The organism is Campylobacter sp. CFSAN122748 (genome assembly GCF_045277125.1).
GTDB classification, from domain to species: domain Bacteria; phylum Campylobacterota; class Campylobacteria; order Campylobacterales; family Campylobacteraceae; genus Campylobacter_D; species Campylobacter_D jejuni.
In genome coordinates this window covers 392710-413384 of the sequence record NZ_CP116953.1, presented here as the reverse complement: position 1 = coordinate 413384, position 20675 = coordinate 392710, and the positions used below count along the sequence as shown (strand labels likewise).

At 29.6% G+C, this 20675-nt stretch carries 21 protein-coding genes; 6 read left to right on the top strand and 15 right to left on the bottom strand.

What is annotated here, in order from left to right:
• Positions 1-72: 72 nt before the first annotated feature.
• The 7 genes from OT390_RS02200 to lgt all read right to left on the bottom strand — a co-directional run bounded on the left by OT390_RS02200 (position 73) and on the right by lgt (position 9169).
• A complete protein-coding gene (locus OT390_RS02200; protein ID WP_032586609.1) occupies positions 73-777 on the bottom strand; it encodes a tetratricopeptide repeat protein in 705 nt (234 codons plus the stop codon).
• Entirely contained in the window at positions 777-2606 is a 1830-nt protein-coding gene (locus OT390_RS02195) for a dynamin family protein (protein ID WP_032586607.1), read from the bottom strand. Before OT390_RS02195 ends, OT390_RS02200 begins: the two co-directional genes overlap by 1 nt.
• The gene (locus tag OT390_RS02190) at positions 2596-4782 is read right to left on the bottom strand and encodes a dynamin family protein (RefSeq protein WP_032587358.1); all 2187 of its coding nucleotides are present in this window, start codon (positions 4780-4782) and stop codon (positions 2596-2598) included. Before OT390_RS02190 ends, OT390_RS02195 begins: the two co-directional genes overlap by 11 nt.
• Positions 4783-4809: 27 nt before the next feature.
• Positions 4810-5535: a fumarate reductase iron-sulfur subunit gene (locus OT390_RS02185; RefSeq protein WP_002854302.1), complete on the bottom strand. Its 726-nt coding sequence runs from the start codon at positions 5533-5535 to the stop codon at positions 4810-4812.
• Positions 5528-7519, bottom strand: coding sequence for a fumarate reductase flavoprotein subunit (locus OT390_RS02180; RefSeq protein WP_002874537.1), 1992 nt, complete (start codon positions 7517-7519; stop codon positions 5528-5530). Before OT390_RS02180 ends, OT390_RS02185 begins: the two co-directional genes overlap by 8 nt.
• Positions 7503-8285, bottom strand: coding sequence for a fumarate reductase cytochrome b subunit (locus tag OT390_RS02175; protein WP_002854660.1), 783 nt, complete (start codon positions 8283-8285; stop codon positions 7503-7505). The genes OT390_RS02180 and OT390_RS02175 overlap by 17 nt, the downstream gene beginning before the upstream one ends.
• 68 nt (positions 8286-8353) lie before the next feature.
• Positions 8354-9169 carry a prolipoprotein diacylglyceryl transferase gene (lgt, locus tag OT390_RS02170; protein ID WP_002854600.1) on the bottom strand — a complete coding sequence of 272 codons (816 nt, stop codon included), beginning with the start codon at positions 9167-9169 and terminating at the stop codon, positions 8354-8356.
• Positions 9170-9258: 89 nt separating this feature from the next.
• Here lgt and OT390_RS02165 point away from each other — a divergent pair, with 89 nt between their 5' ends.
• Positions 9259-10158, top strand: coding sequence for a membrane lipoprotein lipid attachment site-containing protein (locus OT390_RS02165; protein WP_002859484.1), 900 nt, complete (start codon positions 9259-9261; stop codon positions 10156-10158).
• Positions 10159-10232: 74 nt separating this feature from the next.
• Here the strand turns inward: OT390_RS02165 and OT390_RS02160 are convergent, their stop codons facing one another.
• The 8 genes from OT390_RS02160 to gatC form a co-directional block, all read right to left on the bottom strand.
• Positions 10233-11021 (bottom strand): shikimate dehydrogenase, encoded by a 789-nt coding sequence (locus tag OT390_RS02160; RefSeq protein WP_002858718.1) that lies wholly within the window; start codon positions 11019-11021, stop codon positions 10233-10235.
• Positions 11018-11854, bottom strand: a complete 837-nt coding sequence (locus OT390_RS02155) for an SPOR domain-containing protein (protein WP_002867787.1) — start codon at positions 11852-11854, stop codon at positions 11018-11020. The genes OT390_RS02160 and OT390_RS02155 overlap by 4 nt, the downstream gene beginning before the upstream one ends.
• Positions 11855-11867: 13 nt before the next feature.
• Positions 11868-12413, bottom strand: a complete 546-nt coding sequence (locus OT390_RS02150; protein WP_002859481.1) for a DUF1882 domain-containing protein — start codon at positions 12411-12413, stop codon at positions 11868-11870.
• The gene (locus tag OT390_RS02145; protein WP_002859480.1) at positions 12410-13654 is read right to left on the bottom strand and encodes a serine hydroxymethyltransferase; all 1245 of its coding nucleotides are present in this window, start codon (positions 13652-13654) and stop codon (positions 12410-12412) included. The genes OT390_RS02150 and OT390_RS02145 overlap by 4 nt, the downstream gene beginning before the upstream one ends.
• Positions 13651-15156, bottom strand: a complete 1506-nt coding sequence (gene lysS, locus OT390_RS02140) for a lysine--tRNA ligase (protein ID WP_032586602.1) — start codon at positions 15154-15156, stop codon at positions 13651-13653. Before lysS ends, OT390_RS02145 begins: the two co-directional genes overlap by 4 nt.
• Positions 15157-15630, bottom strand: coding sequence for a Fur family transcriptional regulator (locus tag OT390_RS02135; protein ID WP_002854230.1), 474 nt, complete (start codon positions 15628-15630; stop codon positions 15157-15159). It lies immediately after the preceding gene.
• A 1-nt stretch (position 15631) separates the two neighbouring features.
• The gene (locus OT390_RS02130; RefSeq protein ID WP_002872089.1) at positions 15632-16195 is read right to left on the bottom strand and encodes a CvpA family protein; all 564 of its coding nucleotides are present in this window, start codon (positions 16193-16195) and stop codon (positions 15632-15634) included.
• A gap of 66 nt (positions 16196-16261) precedes the next feature.
• Positions 16262-16546, bottom strand: a complete 285-nt coding sequence (gene gatC, locus OT390_RS02125) for an Asp-tRNA(Asn)/Glu-tRNA(Gln) amidotransferase subunit GatC (RefSeq protein ID WP_002858734.1) — start codon at positions 16544-16546, stop codon at positions 16262-16264.
• 143 nt (positions 16547-16689) lie between these two features.
• Between gatC and OT390_RS02120 the strand changes: the two genes are divergently transcribed.
• From OT390_RS02120 to OT390_RS02100, 5 genes are all read left to right on the top strand, one after another.
• Positions 16690-17268 carry a hypothetical protein gene (locus tag OT390_RS02120; protein WP_002868696.1) on the top strand — a complete coding sequence of 193 codons (579 nt, stop codon included), beginning with the start codon at positions 16690-16692 and terminating at the stop codon, positions 17266-17268.
• The gene (locus tag OT390_RS02115) at positions 17265-18263 is read left to right on the top strand and encodes a hypothetical protein (RefSeq protein ID WP_002869933.1); all 999 of its coding nucleotides are present in this window, start codon (positions 17265-17267) and stop codon (positions 18261-18263) included. Before OT390_RS02120 ends, OT390_RS02115 begins: the two co-directional genes overlap by 4 nt.
• The gene (locus OT390_RS02110; RefSeq protein WP_002859475.1) at positions 18260-18550 is read left to right on the top strand and encodes a hypothetical protein; all 291 of its coding nucleotides are present in this window, start codon (positions 18260-18262) and stop codon (positions 18548-18550) included. The genes OT390_RS02115 and OT390_RS02110 overlap by 4 nt, the downstream gene beginning before the upstream one ends.
• The gene (locus tag OT390_RS02105) at positions 18537-19166 is read left to right on the top strand and encodes a type III pantothenate kinase (protein ID WP_002854234.1); all 630 of its coding nucleotides are present in this window, start codon (positions 18537-18539) and stop codon (positions 19164-19166) included. The genes OT390_RS02110 and OT390_RS02105 overlap by 14 nt, the downstream gene beginning before the upstream one ends.
• Before the next feature lie 118 nt (positions 19167-19284).
• Positions 19285-20631, top strand: coding sequence for an FAD-dependent oxidoreductase (locus OT390_RS02100; protein ID WP_002869934.1), 1347 nt, complete (start codon positions 19285-19287; stop codon positions 20629-20631).
• Positions 20632-20675 lie beyond the last annotated feature (44 nt).

Sequence of the window (20675 nt, the reverse complement as noted above, 5' to 3'; positions counted from 1 at the left end):
AAAAAGCGATAAATTTTGTGTTATTCTTAATTTTATTTAAGTATATCTTTGAAAGTAATGAAAATAGAACTTTTAATAAAGCTCTATATCTTTAGAATTAAGTTCTTTATAAGCTGCACAAGCTTCTTGATGTTTTTGATCACAAGCCATACCAAAATATCTTTTTGCCTTTGTTAAATCTTGTTTTTCTAGTTGATTATAGCGTCCTAACAAATAACAAGCCTCACCAAAACCTAAAGTGCAAGATTTAGAATAAAAAGCAAGGGCAGATTTTACACTTGCCTTAACAAGCTCTCCTTTATCATATAAAGATCCTAATTGATAGCAAGCTCTTGTATTTTTTAAATCACAAGATCTTTTATAAAAATTTGAGGCCATTTGTCCATCTTTTTCTTTTTCATAAAATAAAGCTATATTATTACAACTTAACGATTCTCCTAAAGTGCAAGCTTTATTAAAAGCCAAAAGAGCTTCATTTTTATAACCTTGATTTTGCAAAAGCAAAGCCATATTAGAACACGCATTTGCTAAACCTAATTTGCAAGCTTTATCATAAAATTTATAAGCTTGATTTAAATCCTTGCTCACACCCTTAGCACTCTCATGCATAAAAGCTAAAGAAAAACAAGCTTTAGAAATATCTTTTTCACAAAGACTTTTAAAAATTTCATAAGCTTTATCAAATTTATTTGCCTCGTAAAGTTTTAAACCCTCTTCTAGCTCACTTAATGCAAATAATGAATTAAAAAATAAAAATAAAGCTAAAAATATTCTCATTAATCTTCCTTTATATTTTCTCTAACATTTAAAATCTGTGCTCTTCTTTTTTGAAGTTCTGCTTTTTTAAGATCTAAAAATTTACTTTTTTCTTGGATTAAAATTTGACTTTGTTCTAAAAAATTTTTTGCAATTTTTGTCAAAATAGGCTTATTAATAAGCAAAGCTTCAAACTCATAAACATTTAATTCATTTAAAACTCTTTCATAAATTTCACTTTTTTTAGGATAAAAAAGTACAAATTCAGAACTATCAAGCTCATAAAGAACACGGCTTTCATTGATTTTACGACTAAAAAATGCAAGGCTTAGTTTTGTAGCATTTTCATAATTTGTAAAAGCCTTAAGATTTAATTTTTCAAAAAATAAATCAAGTTCTAAAATACTTTTAAATAAAAGCTCTTTAAAATCTTTCAAAAAGTACTCATCACTTGCATTGCAAAAAGCTCTTAATTCGCTAAAATTTTTATCACTTTGGAAAATGTGATCTTTTTGTATGTTTGAAAATTCTGCTTTAAAAAGCAAAATTTCTCTTTCAAGTATGTTTATAAAATCTTTTAATTTCATCTTGATTTCTTCAAAAGATTTATAAAGTTCATTTTTGATTTTTTTAAACTCTTTACTCATCACATCACTATTATAAAACATCGCCAAAAAAGCATCGTCGCTTGAAATATAAGGCGCTTTATAATCATATCTTGTGTATAAATCTTTCTTTAAAAATCCTTTGCTTTCTTTGTAAAAATAAGCATCTTTTTCCTTAACACTTGCAAAAATTTCACTAGAAATTCTTTCGCTAATGCTTTTAAGCTGTTCTAAAATCTGATGATTTAAAATTTCAATCTCTTTTAAAAAATTTTCATACGCTAAAAGTAAATGCTTTTCATAACTTTGAAATTGATTTAATAAACGATCAAAAATACCTACAAAAAGTTGGTTTTCATCTTCTAAAATTTCGCATAAATTTAAAATTTTTCTTTTAACAAATTTTTCTTTTAAAGCTGTTGTATCTAGCTGAGTTAAAAAATCAAGCAAAGATTGAAAATTAGATTTTTCATAGCTTTGCTCATCTTTAGCTTCTTTGCAAGAAATAGCAATAAGCTCATTAAAATATTTTAAAAACACACTTTTTGCATAATTTAAAACATTATCTAGCTCTTCTGCGCTTAATTTATCTTTTTGATTTAATACACAAATGCTATTTTCTCCTAAAAGTTCTAAATTTGCTTTTATGGCATCTTCTTCACTTTTTTTGCCTGCATTATCAATCAAACTTAACCAAATCGCTCCATGAATATTTTTAAGCTCATCAAGAGTTGTTAAAGTATCATTTTCATTTGCATTTAAACCCGGAGTATCTACAAGAGTAATTTTTTCAAGTAAAGGAATAGGTGCAAAAATATGCAAACTTTTTGCTTGTTTTACTTCATTTCTTTGATCCGTATAAAAGGCTAATTTTTCTATATTTGTGATAATATCACTTCCATCTTCAAATTCTACTCTTAAAAAATATTCTTTTGCATAGCGTAAAAAAGTAGGTTTAAAAGTAACAGGAACAACACCCATAGGCAAACAATCACGCCCTAAGATCAAATTTAGCAAACTTGATTTACCACTTGAAAACTGCCCTATAATAGCGATATTAACATTCTTATCCAAAGAAAACACAAGCTCTTTTAATTCATTTTCTAAAGCATAACTTGCGTGCATAAAAGGCTCATTAAGTTCCTTACAAAGCTCTTGAATACGCCCTTTAAAACTGTCATCAAAACTCACACTATAGGTATTTTCATAGGCTTTTATAAAATCATTTAAAAGATTAATCTGCATTTAAAAGCCCCATTTCAAGTTGTTTTAATTTTTCAATTTTTTCTAAATTTTCTTCAAAAGAATTTAAAATATTAACATCTTGATTTTTCAGACTCTGTAAAACTTTTTCAAGACTTTCTAATTTTGATTTTTGATTTTTTTCATAATGTTTTAATTTATCATTTAAAAACTCAAAAAATGCTCCATTGATATTTAAAGAATTTAAAATTTCACTCATTTTAAATTCTTTAAAAGTATCAAAAATAACCGTATCTAAATTCGTTTCAAGCTCATATAAATTTGATTTTAGATTGCTTAATTTTTCAATTTTCAATCTTAAAAGTGCAAATTTTTCGCTTTGAAAAATACTATCTATATTTTTTGAAATTCCATCTTTAAAACCTTCAAAACCATTGTCAAAATCATCTTTTAAAAAATCATATTTTAAAGATAAATTTGTTTTAAGCTCCTCGATTTTTTTAATATTTTCAAATTTAATTTCTCTTAAAATATCATTAATCCCATCTTTTGTGGTAATATCAACTATATTTAAAATACGAGAAAGATTAAGCTTTTGTGCATTATTTTTTAAATATTTAAACTCATCTATCAAGCGTTCTTTTAATTTTTTAGCCAAAAGTAAAACAAGATTATCTATGCCACTATCTATATTTTTAAGTTTTGCAATGGAATTTGAAATTTCATCTTGTGCTTCTTTTAATAAGGTGTTTTGCTTTTGAAGTTCAAGTAAAAGCTTTTGATTTTCTTCACTTACACCTTGTTTATTCTCCTTAATAAGACGATTTTGCATTTCATATTCGCTTAGAATATTTTTAAGCTCTAAATGCAATTCTTTTTTGTAAGCTCTTAAGGCAATCTTACTTTTTTCTCCCGCGTAAAGCTCGTTAAAAAGATAGTTTTCAAATTCTTGCATACCACTTTTTTGCAAGCTTTCCTTAGACGCTAAACCTTTATAAAAATCACTTGCCATTTTAGCACTCACACATAAAAAATCAATCTTTTCCACTAAATTTTCATCTAAATCCACAAGTCTTGATTTTAAGCTTTCCTTGGTATAAACAATGACTTCTTCTAAATCCTTTTTGCTTAACAAATCCGCTTTAGTTAAAACAATTAAAAACTTACTCAGCCTTGAATTTAAAAGACAATGCACCAAAAAGTCTGCATCTTTTTGAGTCAAGCTTTGAGAAGCATTCATTAAATGAATTAAAAAATCACTTTCTCTAAGATACTCATTTGTAACAATTTCTCTTTGAACTACAACATCATCAAGTCCTGGAGTATCAACTATGGAAATATTATTTTTTAAAAATTCTAAATGACTTTTAATTTCTATTTTTTTAATTAAAGCTGAAATTTTATTTTTAGCTGAACTGAAATCTTTAAGCTCACAAAGTGCGATATTTTGTATTAAAGGTTTAACTTTGATAAAATCCTCTATATTTACACTCTTATCCAGCTTGTCAATAAATTCTTTTAAATCTGCATTAAAGTGCGAACTTTCAAGTATATTTTGCCATTCTTTCTTATCCCAAAAATATATCTTTGCTTCTTCGCTCTTACCATAACTTAATACTGTTAAATTAGCTGTTTCAGGTATGTTTGAAACGCCTAAAAAATCTTCTTTTAAAAGAGCATTTAAAAGGCTTGATTTTCCTGCATTCATCACGCCAGTGATGGCTATATTAAACTCTAAATTTTGAAATTTTTCCAAAGTTTTTTGAAGTCTTGATTTTAAATTTTCATCAAAACTTAGCTTTTGAAGCTCTAAATTAATGGTGTTTAATTCTTTAAAATCATTTTGAAATAAAGCTTTTTGATCTATACTTTGAACTTTTTCTTGTGAAATAAAATCAAGCATTTCGGTATTTTTTGAAATTTTTTCTAAAATTTTTAGAGCCTTAAGCAAATCTTGCTTTGAAATAAAACCTGATTTAAAAAAATTTAAAATACAAATTTGAGCATTTTGTATACTAAAAATATCCACTCTTAAATCATTTTTTTTGCAAAGCTCTTGAAATTCTTTTAAGAGAAAATATCTTTCATAATTGTCTTTATTGACACTTAAAATAATCGCACACTCGGCCGTATCAAGTTTGCTTTTATCTTGAAATTTAGCATCAAAATTTAAAAATTGAAGTTCATTTTGCCAAATTTTTTGGAATAATTCTTTCATAATCTTCCCCTTAAAAAGGGGAAAGATTTATTTGTTTCTTTGAGCGACAAGTTGTCTTCTCATATAAGCGATTTTACTTTGCAAAGGTAATTCTTTAGGGCAATTATCTTCACAAGCAAGCAATGACATACAACCAAAAACACCATCATCATCGCCTACTAATTCATAAAAATCTTCCACACTTCTATGGTCATGCGGATCTTGTAAATATCTAGCTGTTCTTAAAAGTCCTGTAGCAGCTATGAAATTTGGGCGCATAAGTTTAGTTGCACAAGAAGCTACACAAATTCCACACTCTATACAACGATCAAGTTCAAAAGTTTCATCCGCAACTTCTGGCTCAATGCGTTCTTCAAGTTTAGAAATATCAGTTTCTTTTTCATTATGCACCCAGCTTTCAACACGCTTACACATGTCTTCAAACCACTCGCCTGTATTCACGCTTAAATCTTTAATATGCCTAAATGCAGGCATAGGCATAAGCTCTATCACTCCATCAGGATAATCTTTAGTTAAAGTTTTACAAGCAAGTTTTGGCACTCCATTAATCATCATTGCACAAGATCCGCAAATCCCTGCACGACAAACAAAGTCAAAACTCAGATCCGCATCCATTTTTTCACGGATCAAAGTCAAACATACAAAAACCGTCATAAAAGGAGTTTCTTCAAGCTCATAAGTCACAAAATGTGGTTTAGAAATTTTGCTTAAAGGATTATATTTAAATGCCTTTATTGTCAATTTTCTACTCATAATCAACTCCTATTCTTTGGTTTGGTGCTTTATATTTAGCTTGTAATTCATAAGGCATTAAAGCGTTTTGAATTTCATAACGACCTTTGCCTTCAGCTTCCATTTTTTCACGTATTGCATCCACTTCAGCTTGGCGTTTTTCACTTAAAGGATTTTCTATAATATTTCCTTTAGCTCCATATCCACGGAATGCTGGTGGAATTTCCATTTTCATAATATCAAGCTCTTCATATTCTATGCGTGGTAATGTTTCGCCTTCTACCCAAAAAGTATTGGTTCTTTTCATCCAATTTAAATCATCTCTTTTTGGATAATCTTCCCTATAATGCGCCCCACGACTTTCTGTTCTTAAAAGCGCTCCATAAGCTACACAAAGTGCTATTTTTAACATTCTTGGTACTCTATACGCTTCTTCAAGCTCTGGATTTGCACAATCAAGTTCTTTACAATGTACTTTAACATCTTGAGAATCTTTATAAAGTTTTTCAAGTTCATCTACTGCTTCTTTCAAACCTTCACCTGTTCTAAAGATGGCTACCTTATCCCACATAATTTCTTTCATTCTATTTTTAATTTCAAAAACATTATGTTTACCCTCTTTATCTACTAAAGATTTTAAATATTGATACTCTTTAGTTAAGAAGTCTTTTACTACATTTGTGTCAATTACTTCACCATTATTTTTACAATAATCTGCAAAATAATCTCCCACTATCATACCTGCTACAACAGTTTCAGCACATGAATTTCCACCTAAACGATTAAATCCGTGCATATCCCAGCAAGCTGCTTCTCCACAAGCAAAAAGTCCTTCTAGCCATTGACTTTCACCCGTTGGTTTAGTTCTAATTCCACCCATAGAATAATGCTGCATTGGAAGAACTGGAGCCCAACCTTTTGGACCTTCATCTGCTGGATCAATACCATTAAAAGTTTTACAAATATCTTGCACATCGCGAAGATTTTTTTCCACATGCGCACGACCTAGTATAGAAATATCAAGCCATAAATGATCTCCATAAGGACTTTTTACACCTTTACCTTTACGAATATGCTCCATCATTCTACGACTTACCACATCACGGCTTGCAAGTTCTTTTTTCTCTGGCTCATAATCAGGCATAAAACGATATCCATCCACGTCACGTAAAATTCCGCCATCGCCACGACAACCCTCAGTAAGCAAAATACCGCTTGGCACAATAGGAGTTGGGTGAAATTGCACTGCTTCCATATTAGAAAGTCTACAAAGTCCCGTTTCAAGAGCGATAGCCGCACCTGTTCCTTCGCAAATTACCGCATTTGTAGTTTGTTTATAAATTCTACCATAGCCCCCTGTTGCTATCATAGTTCCTCTTGCGATATAAGCAATGAGTTGTCCATTGGTTAAATCTCTAGCAATCACACCTAAGCATTTTTTACCATCATGGATAATTCTTACTGCTTCCATTCTATCAATAATTTTTACTTGATGTTTAATAGCTTCATTTGCTACACCATAAAGCATACAATGCCCTGTTGCATCTGCGATATAGCAAGTTCTCCATTTTTTAGTTCCACCAAAATCTCTAGCATTAATAAGCCCGTGCGCTTCTTCTTTTTCTTCAATCACAGTTTTTTGTGCATTGATTACAACAGTTCTTGGACCTTTAGTAACTCTAGTCCAAGGCACACCCCAAGCCGCAAGCTCACGCACTGCTTTTGGCGCAGTTTGAGCAAACATTCTTGCTACTTCTTGATCACAGCCCCAATCACTTCCTTTTACTGTATCTGCGAAGTGAAGATCTTCATTATCACCCTCACCTTTTGCCCCATTTGCTAAACTTGCCTGCATACCTCCTTGCACCGCTGCAGAGTGAGAACGCTTCACTGGACAAATACTTAAAAGTGTTACACTTTGGCCACTCTTTGCTACTTCAATAGCCGCTCTAAGACCTGCTAATCCTCCGCCTATTACTAAAGCATCACTATATTGTATATTCATAATTTGCTCCATTGTAGTTTTTTATCATCGCAGTAGTTTGGGTTTGATTTTGGTAGTTTTCATAACCTATTTTTATAAATGCTGCAAGACTTAACACACCTAAAACTAGGAAGAAAATACTGATTATCCATTTAGCAGTTTTAAGCTTTTTGCGACTTTCTTTTACATTTTTTCCTTCAAACCAACCCCATTTAACACAAAGTCTATAAAGCCCTATACTTCCATGAAGTTCAACACAGACTAAAAGAACAGCATAAAAAAGCCACATAAAATGACTTACAACCCTATCTCCTGACATATCGCCGCTGATTTTATCTGCATTGGTTACAATAAAAATAAGATGAGCAGAACCTAAGAAAAACATAATAAAACCTGTAAAAGCTTGAACCCACCATAACGAAGTATCGCTGTGATTCATTTTTTTACTGTGTGTTCTTAGTATTTGATACTGACGGTAATTAATAGGAAATTTTCTCATTGCAAGTAAAGCATGAACGAAAAAAACCACTAAAACACAGGCGGCTAAAAATGAAGTAAGATAACTCATAACAGGATTATCGTAAACAAATTTTAATTCTAAAAAATGTACCACAGAATTAAAAAAATCCTCACTGACTAAAATTGTAGAAACAAAAAGCATATGCACCCACATAAAAAGACCTAAAAAAAGCCCTGAGGCGCTTTGGATAAAGTCTAATTTCGCAGGCATTTTACTTTTTTTGCCCTCAATGCTCTTACCCAAATAACCTTCGATAAGCTCACGCATCTTTACTCCTTTGTAAAAAGAAATTAAAAAAATCCATTTCATTATATTACAAAAGTCTTTAAGATAGATTAAATATTTACTTTTTTAAACTTTATACAAATATAAACTAACAAAGCTGTTATAAACATTATAAAACTTAAAATTTGCCCCATGCTCATACCCCATAAAACAAAACCTATACCAAAATCAGGCTCGCGATAAAATTCACATATAAATCTTGCCAATGAATAAGCACCAGCATACACAAGAATCAATTCCCCTTGAAAACTTTGCTTAAATCTTGCTAAATAAACTATAATAAAAACAACAATACCTTCTAAAAATGCTTCATAAAGTTGCGATGGATGGCGCAATACTCCATCAACATAAATTCCCCAAGGCACATTTGTAATGCGACCAAAAAGCTCTTGATTTAAAAAATTTCCTATACGACCAAAAACATAAGCCAATGGAACACTTAAAGCAACCAAATCAAGAAAAATCCAAGGATTTGTTTTATATTTTTTACAAAACAATAAAGTAGCTATCAAAAATCCTATAATTGCTCCATGATAACTCATACCTCGAATACCTACAAATTCACCATTAATATAAGGATTAAAAATTTGCCAAGGATGAGTAATATAATACATAGTATTTGCATCATAAATCAAAATATATCCAAGCCTTGCACCTAAAATAACCCCTATTTCAACCCATATAAAATAACTATCCAAATGTTTTTCATTAATGTCTAGTTGAAATTTTCTTACAAAAAATTTAGCCAAAAGCAAAGCCAAAAGCAAAGCTATAACATACATAATGCCATACCAATGCACCTTTAAGCCAAAGATGCTAAAAGCTATAACATTAAAATTTGAATAAATATGCTGCCAAAATTCCATATATCTTTCCTAATGTTCTTTTATAAAAATATAACAAAAAAACTTTAACTTGCTATAATTAACACAAACACATTAAATAAAGGTAAAAAATGAAAAAATATATTTTACTTGCTAGTAGTATGTTAATTTTAGCAGCTTGTGGGGGTACAAGCAGTAATTTTGTCAATGTTTCTATGCCAAATTTTAAACCCCAAGTTCCAACAAAGGTTGAACCTATTGATTCTGGAGTAAGCATTGCTCTTGAGCCTATTAATATAGAACAAAATAACAATTATTCTGATTATTTTGAAAATTCAGTGCTTAAAATTCGCATAGAAAAAGAAATTGATCTTTTAAAACAAAATTTAGAAGAGCAGATCAAAACCATCGCTCAACTAAAAGGCTATAAAATAGTTACTACTAATCCAGACTACACTCTTAAAAGTTCAATCAGTATTTATACGGAAGAAAAAAATGCACAAAAAACAAGCAATTTTATGAGTGGAGATTATGTAAAATCCAATTTAGGTATAAATTTTAAAGGTAAAATAGATTTTATAGATGCACACAATCCACAAAATTCAACCAATCTTTCAAGTAGCACTAAACTAGATTCTTTAGTTGCGCTTAACTATCCTATTAAAAATGATGATGGGGTTAATATGTTTAAAACTACTATCTCTACCGTACCAACTCAACTCAATAAAGGTTTAGAGCAACCTGCTTTTGAAATTGATAAAAGTTTTTTAGCTTTTTATAAAAATACATTAAATACACTTTATAACAATCTACCAAAAGCAACAGACATAGGCAAAACTATACCTAATACAAACAGTGGTTTTAATAGTTTTGATGGCGATGCTACCTTTGAAGAAAGCTTACCTCAAACAAATTCTAATCAAAATAATACAATTGAAAACACGCCTACACAAAATATTCCTACAAATCCATCTTCAACAAATCAAAATAATCAAAGTAAAAATCAAGATGGGGTAGAAATATTTGAATGATAAAACTTGTGGGAAAATTAAACTTTCTCACACAAAAAATAAGATTTTCTTATACAAGAAAAATAACTATCATTCTACTTTAAAATCAATGCCTGTTGCATTGCATTTTTTATCATCTCTCTTTTATCTTGTATTTCAAAAAAAAGTTCAAAAGCAAAAACTCCTTGCCATAAAAGCATATCAAGTCCATCTTTAATTTTTAAATGATACTCTTTACATAATCTATAAAAAGGTGTTTCTCTGCCATAAATTACCTCAAAAGCAAATTTAGCTTTAGGTAAAATTCTATCTAAAAGCTCTCTATCACAAGGTAAATTTTCATCTTTTAATCCAGCAGAAGTTGAATTTATAACCAAATCAAAGTCAAAATCTTGCAAGTTTTTATAAAGATAAGTTGGATAAGCTAAAAAATCTTTAAATCTTTCTTTACTACGATTAGCTATATACACTTCTACGCCTTTTTGTTTTAATGCATAAGCAAGCGCCAAAGCTGTACCTCCAGCACCCAAAATCAAAGCTTTTTTTATATTATCAAAATCCTTAATAGCTTCTAAAAAACCTAAAGCATCAGTATTATAAGCGTAAATTTTATCTTCTTTTAAGCATAAAGTATTTGCAGAGCCAATATTTCTAGCAAAATCATCCTTCACATCAGCAATATCTAAAGCTTTTTCCTTAAAAGGCAAAGTAATATTAGCTCCACTAAGTCCTAATTTAAAAAAATCTTCTCTTAAACAGTTAGCATTTCTTAAATGATAGCGTGTATAAATGCTATCAAGCCCTAAGGCTTTAATAGCATTATTATGCATTCTAGGCGATTTAGAGTGAGAAATAGGATCGCCTATAACTGCTAAAAATTTCATTTTAAAGTAAAAGAAAAAGCATCTTTTGCAATATCCTTACGGATTTTAGCAAGTTCTGCTGCAATATCTGCCTTTTCAAATGGTCCTATTAAAACCTTGGTAATTTCTTTACCTCCAACTGTAGTTTTATAAAGTTTATAATCATAACCTTTTTGCTTTACAGAAGCAAGTTCTTTTGATTTTTGATCCAAATTACTTACTGAGAAAATTTGCACATAAATACCCGATGCTAAACCACTTGGATGTACAGGTTTAGCATCAACATTTTTAAATAAATCATTTGCATTTTGTTCTTTTTTAGGGGTTTGTTTTGCACTTTCTTTTTCTTTTTTTACAGCTATTTGTTTTTTTGCTTCTTCTTTAGGTTTTACAGTTTGTTTTACTTCTTGTTTGGGAGCACTTGCTTGCGGAGCGGTATTTTCCGAAGTAGCTGCTGTTGGTTCTGCTGGAACTTCTTGATCAGGCATAGCAAAATTTGTACTATCATTGTTATTTGAACTAGAGGCTGTTGTATTTTGAGTTGTATTTTGTTCATCTTGAAATTGTTTTCTTAATGCCTCAAATTGATCTTCTGCTGAAGTATTATCTGTAATTGGCATACTTTCAAAAGAAGTATCATTGTTATTGTCTTGAGTTGCTATAGGTTCACTTGGCAATACACTTTGATTTTGCGTATTTTCATCACCACTACCATTAATAAGCTTCATAACTATCATGATAGCTAAAAACAAAATAACTAAAGCAATAACTCGTAAAAGAATTTTTTTTACTTTTTCACTTTTATTACTTTTTTCTAAAATAATATCATCAAATTCATTTTTTTGATTTTCCATAATTTGTCCTTTCTTACATATGCTTAGACCAAGAACTTCCTCGTTCTTTTTGATAAACCTCATAAGGCAATATTAAAATATTAAATTCCCTAGGTACATCCATACTAGGAAACACCTTCCATTCTACTGGCATTTTACTTGCAAACATCATTGAAAGTTTAGACGCTAAAGAATAACCTTCGTTTAACGCCGTGTGTCCTTTGTGAATATAAAGATGTAAATGTCCTGGAGTTTTAGTCTTATAGGCTGTGAAATTTATAAAACCTTCTTCTCTTAAAATAAGTTGTGCACGGTGATAAAATCTTTCAGCATTAAAACCATTATAATCAAAGACAATATTTTCTACTTTATTATCTTTTGTTATTAAATCATGAGCGACAACAATTTTTTTAGCAGCGTGTTCTCTCATGACATTTAAATTTAAAGGAGCATCAACTCTTTCAAATTTATCAAAAAATAAGCGACCTCTATGTGTAATTTTATTTACAATTTTATCGCGTCTTATATAATAATGATCGCCAATTATTTTAATTAGCGACATATCCATTGGTGAAATCAAAACATAGCCCTTTCATAAATAATAAAATTACTTGCAAGTTTTTTTAATTCTTGTTTAATATTCTTTTGTAATTTTTCATTATTAACATCATCTAAAATATCTGCAATATAATTTGACACAATTTCCATTTCTTTTTCTTTAAAACCTCTGGCAGTAAGGGCTGGAGTTCCAAGTCTTAATCCACTTGTGATAAAAGGACTTCTAATCTCTCCTGGAACGGTATTTTTATTTGCAGTAATACCTGCATTTCCAAGAGCTAAATCTGCATCTTTTCCGCTAAACTCACGATCTAAAAAACTCATTAAAACAAGGTGATTATCCGTTCCATCGCTAACAAGTTTAAATTTTCTATCCATTAAAACATTAGCTAAAACTTGAGCATTGGTTCTTACTTGTTTTGCATAAACTTTCCACTCATCGCTAAGATTAAATTTAAATCCTACTGCTTTTGCAGCAATTACATGCATCAAAGGACCACCTTGAATACCTGGAAAAATGGCAGAATTAATTTTTTTAGCAAGCTCTTCATCATTTGTCATAATAATACCACCTCTTGGGCCACGCAAAGTTTTATGCGTAGTTGAACTTACTACATGAGCGTGTGGAAAAGGACTTGGATGTTCGCCTGCTACAACAAGACCTGCAATATGTGCTATATCAGCAAAAAGATAGGCGCCTACTTCATCAGCGATTTCTCTAAATTTAGCAAAATCAATCACTCTTGCATAAGCACTAGCTCCACAAACTATTAATTTTGGCTTTTCTTTTTTAGCAATTTCTCTTACTTTTTCATAATCAATTCTTCCATCAAGTTCTACGCCGTAAAAACAACTTTCGTACATTTTACCCGAAGAACTTACTTTTGCACCATGAGTTAAATGTCCACCATGACTTAAATCCATTCCTAAAATTTTATCACCTGGATTAATCAAAGCCGCATAAACACCTTGATTAGCTTGAGAACCTGAATTAGGCTGAACATTAGCAAATTTACAATTAAAAAGTTTTTTACATCTTTCAATAGCTAGAGTTTCAATCTCATCAACAAATTCACAACCACCATAATATCTTTTACCTGGATAACCTTCTGCGTATTTGTTCGTCAAGATACTTCCCATAACTTCCATTACTTCAGGTAAAGTGAAATTTTCACTCGCTATCATTTCAAGACCTTCGCATTGACGCTCTAACTCTTTGTTTGTTAAATCAAAAATTTCTTTATCAAACATTTCTAAACTCATTCTTTCTCCTTTAGTTCTGATTTTAATGGACGCATTGCAGGAAACAATATCACATCTCGAATAGATTTTTTATTTGTCAAAAGCATAACAAGTCTATCTATGCCTATACCCTGCCCTGCCGTTGGAGGCATTCCATAACCCAAAGCATTTACAAAATCTTCATCCATTTCGCAAGCCTCTTCATCGCCTGCATTTTTAGCTTCAATTTGTTTTAAAAATCTCTCATATTGATCAAGAGGATCATTAAGCTCATTAAAACCATTTGCCAATTCTCTTCCACAAATAAACAACTCAAATCTCTCAGCAATCTGAGAATCCTCATCGCTACGTCTTGATAAAGGACTTATGGAAATAGGAAAATCAATCACAAAAGTAGGATTGATCAATTTTTCTTCCACATAATTGTCAAAAAGTTCAGCTTGCAAATGTCCAAGTTCAAGCTTTTCATTCGCTTCAAAACCATCTGCTTTTAATTTAGTAAGAATTTTTTCCTTATCTTCGATTAAATCCCTATCTAAACCACCATACTTACAAAGTGCGTCTTTATAGGTTATTCTTTCAAAAGGTTTGGAAAAATTTATCATTTTTCCATCAAATTCTATTGTTTTTCCCAAATTAAGTTTATCTAAAAGTAAAGCAAAAAGTTCTTCGGTTAAATCCATTAAATCTTTATAATTATGATAGGCCCAATAAAATTCTATAGTTGTAAATTCGGGATTATGAGTTAAATCCATACCTTCGTTTCTAAAACAACGATTGATTTCAAAAACCGCCTCAAAACCACCTACTATAAGTCTTTTAAGATAAAGTTCTGGAGCAATTCTTAAAAATCTTTCTACGCCCAAAGAATTATGAAAAGTTACAAAAGGCTTAGCGTTTGCTCCACCTGCAATCGGATGCATCATAGGAGTTTCTACTTCTAAAAAGCCTTTATTTTCAAAAAAATGACGGATTAAACTCACCACTTTAGAACGCACTAAAAAATCTTTTCTAACTTCGACATTCATTATCATATCAACATAACGTTTACGATATCTTTGCTCAATATCTGTTAATCCATGATATTTTTCAGGTAAAGGAACAATAGCTTTTGTAGCGAGTTTTACTTCGCTTGCATGCAAACTAAACTCACCTGTTTTAGTTACAAAAGGAAAACCTTTAGCCAAAACAATATCACCTACTTCTAAATTCTTTTTCAAAATCGCATAAAGTTCTTCACCTACGCTATCTTTACTAAAATAAATTTGTAAATTTGTATCCTCATCTTCAATGTTTGCAAAAATCGATTTCCCAGCTATACGCAAAAGTTTCAAACGTCCTGCAACAACAGCATTGACACTTTCATCTCTTTTTTCAACTTGCTCTAAAATATAAGAAAATTTATCCTTAAAAGTCTTTAAAGACATTTCTTTTTCTAAAAAATGAGGATAAGGATTGATCCCTAAATTTTTTAATTCCTTAGCTTTTTCTATTCTTTGCTGCTCTAAAATATTATCAAACATTTATATTTTTACCTTTGCTTTTTGATTATTACAATCACCACAAACACCATAAAGCTGCATCAAATGCCCTGTAAGTTTAAAACCATGTTCTTTTGCAATCAAGGCTTGCTGTCTTTCTATAATAGGATTTTCAAATTCTATAATTTTTCCGCAATTTTTACATATCATATGATCATGGTGAGGTTTATTGGCAAGCTCGTATTTTTTACCTGCCGAACCAAAAGAAATGGAAGTTACCATTTCTGCTTCTTCAAGCAAATTTAAAGTACGATAAACAGTTGCAATTCCTACATTTAAATCAGGTTCAGCTTGTTTGATTTCCATATATAAACTTTCGGGTGTGTAATGAGTATCACTGTGATAAAGAGTTTTTAAAAGCACTTCTCTTTGCTTAGTATATTTAAGTCCGCCTTGTCTTAATATTTTTTTAAACCTCTCAAGTAAAACATCATATTCCACATTTTCTATCAGCATATCACTCCCCTTTTTGAGTATTGTTTAAATCACTTACAATATCTTGCAACTTTTCATTAGCATGATCTAGACTATTTTCTGTTAAAGGTTGATTCATAATAAAAGATCCAGTTTCTTTAAGCAAATTTAAAGTATAGCTATTTTTAGCAAAATTATCTAATTTATCATTTAAAAAATCGATTCTTGCTACACAAAAAACCAAAATTGCAAAAATTAAAAAGATTTTTGCTCCGCCAAATATAAAGCCACCAATACGATCTAAAAAACCTAGGCCACTTAATTTAATCAACTTAGAAAGAAAATTACCCACCAATAAACAAACTATCCAAAAAATAATTAATATGGCCAAAAATCCAGCAAATCCAGCTAAGCTTTGATTTTCTATCTTATAAAAAGTACTTTGTATAAATTCAGCTGCTTGAGTTGCATATTTTGAAGCAATAAAAACACCACCAATAATACCCAAAAGTCCAAAAATTTCTTTTATCAAACCATTGATAATACCCTTAAGCCCTAAAAGCAAGGTAAATCCTAAAATAAAAGCATCAAACCAATAAAAATTCATTTCAATCACTCTCTGATTTTTTTGTTTTAAATTTATTCTACAAATAAGCACTAAATGCTAAGTTAATCATTCTATGATTTTAGGAACAACAAAAAAATGTTCTTGTTTTTTTGGAGCACAATCTAAAACCTCATCAATAACATTGCTATTTCTTATCTCATCAATCCTCAAAGGAGCTCCACCTTTTATAGTACTCACAGTAATCTCTTGAGAATCTAAATCAAGTTCGTTTAATTTTTCAACAAAATTCACAATTTCACTTAACTGTGCAATGGTTTCATTTCTGTTTTTTGTTATTTGTAAAGCACTTAATTTTTCAAGCTTACTTAATAATTTCTCATCTATTTGCATTTCTTAAACCTTAATAAAAAAGTTAAAATTTTGAAAATTATATCATAAAAAGCTTTAAATTGTTTAGGATATTTTGCAATTTATATGATACAATATCATAATTTTTCTATACAAAAATAAAAATATTTTTTCAAGGATAAATTTTGGGACTAAAAGATAATTTAAAAGCTGTTAAAAATGAACTTAACACAGAAGAACAATTTATAGAAAATTTTATCAAAGGAGAGAGATTTATACGCAAGTATAAATTTTATATATCTGCTGTTGTGATAATTTTAGTTGCTTGGTTTGCTGGAAATTTTATAATCTCAAAAATAAACAATTATAAAACAAAAGAAGCAAATGAAATTTATGCCAATCTAATACAAGATCCTAGCAATAAAAATCTTTTAGAACAACTTAAAAATAAAAATACTAATCTTTACACTATCTTTTTACTAAAAGAAAATATTAATGATCTTAATAATACAGCCTTTCAAAATGAACTAAAACAAATTTATAATAATGCTCAAACAAACACTTTACTTAAAAATATTATTGCATTATCTTTAGGAGATAAATCAATATTTTTAAAAAATTATGATAAATTATTAGAAGCTTACAAACTTTTAGAGCAAAATAAAATCGAAGAAGCTAATGTTTTACTTTCTCAGATAAAAGAAAATTCAAGTTTAAATCAAATAGCTAAAAACCTCAAACATTATCAAGGCATTACACAATGAAAAAAATATTTTTAACACTATTTTGTTTAATATTTCTATGTGCTTGTGGCACCAAAAGACAATATTTTGAACCAAAACAAACCGATGGAGATTTAAGTCATAATAGCAATTTAAAAAGTAAAATCGTTGATTGGAATCTAGTTTCTGCAAAACTTAGCAATAATACAGCTATCTTAAAAAATAATATCTCCATAGACAAGTTTAAACTTCCTAAAAATTATATGCTTCTAGCTTATCAAGATGGGGAATATTTTACTGCAGATAATAATGGAAATTTAAAAATTTTTGACAATTCTTATAATGAAATTTATAATTTTCAATTTGACGCTAGTGTTGTAGGAGTAGCTTCTAATGGAGATGATTTAGCCCTTGTACTTGCAAACAATACTATAGTTCTTGCAAATCGTTCTTTGGGTATTAAATTTAGTCAAACCCTAACCTCAGCTCCAGCTCAAGACAGTCGTACCGCTAATCCTATATTTTTAGACAATATCATCGTATATCCAACGCTAGATGGCAAAATTTTAATTCTTTCAAGAAACAATCTTCAAGTCATTAAAGATGTGGTTATTTCAGCAGAAAATTTTTTCAACAATGTAATCCATCTAAGTGTAATCGGAGATAAACTTATAGCAGCAACAGCTAAAAAAATCATTGTTGTAAGCCCTGCTAGAACTCTTTATCTTGACGCTGACATAAAAGATGTTGCACTTAGTGATGATGGTATTTTTATACTAGAAAAAGATGGCACTATTATTAAAACTGATTATAACTTAAGAAAAATTGCAGAAAAAAAATTTGAATTTGCTATTTTTGTAAAAAGCAATATATACAATAATTATTTATATATTTTTGAAAAAACAGGCTATCTTATCAAAATGAATCTAAATTTAGATAATACACAAGTATTTAAACTTTCAGAAGCTGTTGATAAAATTTCTTTCATGGGGAATGGTAAATTTTACTACGGAGATAAAATTTTAGATTTGCTATGATAAAAATTTTAGAACAAACAATAAAGTCTTTAAAATTAAATTTAAAGCCCTATGACTTAAGTATGTTGACTAGAAAAAAAAGTTATATTTGTGCTAAAGATCAAAATAACATTCTTTTTATGTATACAGGAAAAACAAAATTTTTAATGAAAGATGCCTTATTTTTAGAAAATCTAGCACAGCAAATTAACATAAATAACAAATATTTTTTTAGTATGGCTTCTCTTTGCTCTAAAGCAAAAAATCATCTAGAAATGAAAGGATTTAATATCTATGTTGCTCTGTGATATTGGGAATTCAAATGCTAATTTCCTAGATGATAACAAATATTTTACTCTTAGTATAGATCAGTTTTTAGAATTTAAAAATGAACAAAAAATTTTTTATATCAATGTCAATGAACATCTCAAAGAACATTTAAAAAATCAAAAAAATTTTATCAATCTTGAACCTTATTTTTTATTTGATACAATTTATCAAGGATTAGGAATCGATCGCATAGCAGCTTGTTATACTATTGAAGATGGAGTTGTTGTAGATGCAGGTAGTGCTATTACAATTGATATTATTTCTAATTCTATACATCTTGGTGGTTTTATCTTGCCAGGTATTGCAAATTATAAAAAAATTTATAGCCATATTTCACCACGATTAAAAAGTGAATTTAACACTCAAGTTAGTCTTGATGCATTCCCACAAAAAACCATGGATGCTTTAAGTTATGGTGTTTTTAAAGGAATTTACCTACTGATAAAAGATGCCGCTCAAAATAAAAAGCTTTATTTCACTGGTGGAGATGGGCAATTTTTAGCAAATTATTTCGATCACGCAATTTATGATAAACTTTTAATCTTTCGAGGAATGAAAAAGATTATAAAAGAAAATCCCAATTTACTTTATTAAAAATGTTACAAAAATTCTCATTGATATCAAACCTTAATGAAATTTAACTTTTTGTAAAACAAATTCAATTAAACTTCTATTTAGAAAAAAGTTTATTAAAATAAAAAAAGGAAAAACAATGAGCCAACAAGAATTTGATGTGCTTGTCATCGGAGCTGGAATTTCAGGAGCAGCATTATTTTACGAGCTTGCAAGATATACAAATATTAAAAATATTGCTTTGATAGAAAAATATAATACAGCTGCAACATTAAATTCTAAGGGAACGAGTAATTCTCAAACCATTCATTGTGGAGATATTGAAACCAATTATACTTTAGAAAAAGCGCGAAAAGTAAAAAGAACAGCTGATATGATAGTTAAATATGGACTCATGCAAAATGCGCAAAATAATTTCATGTTTTCTCATCAAAAAATGGCTCTAGCTGTTGGAGATATAGAATGTGATTATATGAAAAAACGCTATGAAGAATTTAAAGAACTTTATCCTTATATAAAATTTTTCGATAAAGCAAAAATCAAACAAATTGAACCCAAGGTTGTTTTAGGAGAAGATTGCAATCAAGATAGACCTGAAAATATCTGTGCCATGGGTGTTGAAAGCGGCGAGGTTTTTACAACTGTAGATTTTGGGAAAATGAGTATAAATCTAATAGAACAAGCCCAAAAACAAAATAAAAATACTTTCGTTGCCTTTAATCAAGAAATTATTCACATAGAAAAAAAAGATGATATTTTTATATTAAAAACCTCAAATCATCAAGAATACCATGCCAAAAGCGTAGTTGTCAATGCTGGGGCGCACTCTTTATATTTAGCACATAAAATGAACTTAGGTATGGATAAGTCTTGTTGGCCTGTTGCAGGAAGTTTTTATTTAACCAAACAAAAACTTTTAAATGGCAAAGTTTATATGGTGCAAAATCCTAAACTTCCATTTGCAGCCCTTCATGGAGATCCTGATTTGCTTGCTGATATGAACACTCGCTTTGGACCTACTGCACTTGTTATTCCAAAACTAGAACGTTATCATGGTCTAAAATCAGTTCCAGAATTTTTTGAAGCACTAAAACTTGATAAAACTGTTTTAAAAGTAACTTTTAATATGTTTAAAGATGCAACAATTAGAAATTACATCTTTTATAATTATCTTTTTGAACTACCTTTTATTGATAAAAGCTTATTTGTTAAAGATGCCAAAAAAATAGTCCCAAGTCTTAAAGCAAGCGATATTTATTATGCGAAAGGTTTTGGAGGCGTAAGACCACAAGTTATTGATAAAACTAAAGGAGAATTAATGCTAGGTGAAGCAAGCATCACAGAAACCCCTGGTATTATTTTCAATATGACTCCAAGTCCTGGGGCAACAAGTTGTTTAGGAAATGCTGAAAGAGATGCAAAGCTTATATGTAATTACCTAGGAATGGAATTTAACGAAGATAAATTTTCTTCAGAATTATTGTAATCATTTTGTTTCTATTTTTAGCTACAATAATTTCAAAAGGAGTT